Here is a 705-nt window from a genome sequence, read left to right on the forward strand (position 1 = left end):
GTCTATGTCAACATTTCTAATTGCAGGTCCACTGATTGTCTTTTTGATCTTCGTGGCACCGCTATGGTTATTCTTACACTACCGCAGCAAGAAGAAATCCAGCAATGGTCTTTCAGAAACGGATCTTCAGCGTCTGCATAAGCTTTCTGAGCAAGCTGAGTCGATGCAAGACCGAGTGAAAACGTTAGAAAAAATACTGGATGCGGAGTCACCTAACTGGAGACGAAACTATGAGTAGAGAACTGTATCGCGATCCGATTAACGGTAAATTGTCTGGCGTGTGTGCCGGATTAGCGAACTATTTTGGCCTTGAAGTTTGGTTGGTTCGTATCTTAGTGATCTCAGCCGCACTGCTAGGTGGTAGCTTTTTGGTGTTATTAGCGTATTTAGCTTTGACATTTATGCTTGAAAAACAACCACCTCAATATGTCGATCAGATGAAAGCCAAACAAGAGCACACACTCAAGCAAAAACCCTGGGAAAAAGGGCAAACAGCAGAGTCTTTGTTGGGCACTTTAGAGGGTGATTTCCAGACGTTAGAGACCAGTGTACGCAATATGGAAGCTTATGTGACTTCGGACACTTTTAAAGTCGACCGTGCATTTAAGAACATGTAGTGGTCAAGCCTCAAAAAGATTAGATAACGGTTTAGGAAAATTTATCCCAAGCCGTTATTTTTTATTAATAATTTTGTCTAAATAAATC

2 protein-coding genes are annotated in these 705 nt (G+C 41.4%); both read left to right on the plus strand.

The genetic code is table 11. From position 1 onward, the window contains the following. Window positions 1-4: 4 nt before the first annotated feature. Window positions 5-238: an envelope stress response membrane protein PspB gene (gene pspB, locus AB4653_RS27995; protein WP_009848775.1), complete on the plus strand. Its 234-nt coding sequence runs from the start codon at window positions 5-7 to the stop codon at window positions 236-238. Next, window positions 231-617 carry an envelope stress response membrane protein PspC gene (gene pspC, locus AB4653_RS28000; RefSeq protein ID WP_032499058.1) on the plus strand — a complete coding sequence of 129 codons (387 nt, stop codon included), beginning with the start codon at window positions 231-233 and terminating at the stop codon, window positions 615-617. Before pspB ends, pspC begins: the two co-directional genes overlap by 8 nt. Window positions 618-705: the final 88 nt, after the last annotated feature.

It is taken from the genome of Vibrio sp. 10N.222.48.A3, from assembly GCF_041475345.1.
In the GTDB taxonomy this organism is placed as follows: domain Bacteria; phylum Pseudomonadota; class Gammaproteobacteria; order Enterobacterales; family Vibrionaceae; genus Vibrio; species Vibrio tasmaniensis_A.

Excerpts from the sequence above, each read along its gene's own strand:
- pspC (WP_032499058.1), top strand. The coding sequence starts at position 231 with ATGAGTAGAGAACTGTATCGCGATCCGATTAACGGTAAATTGTCTGGC.
- pspB (WP_009848775.1), top strand. The coding sequence starts at position 5 with ATGTCAACATTTCTAATTGCAGGTCCACTGATTGTCTTTTTGATCTTC.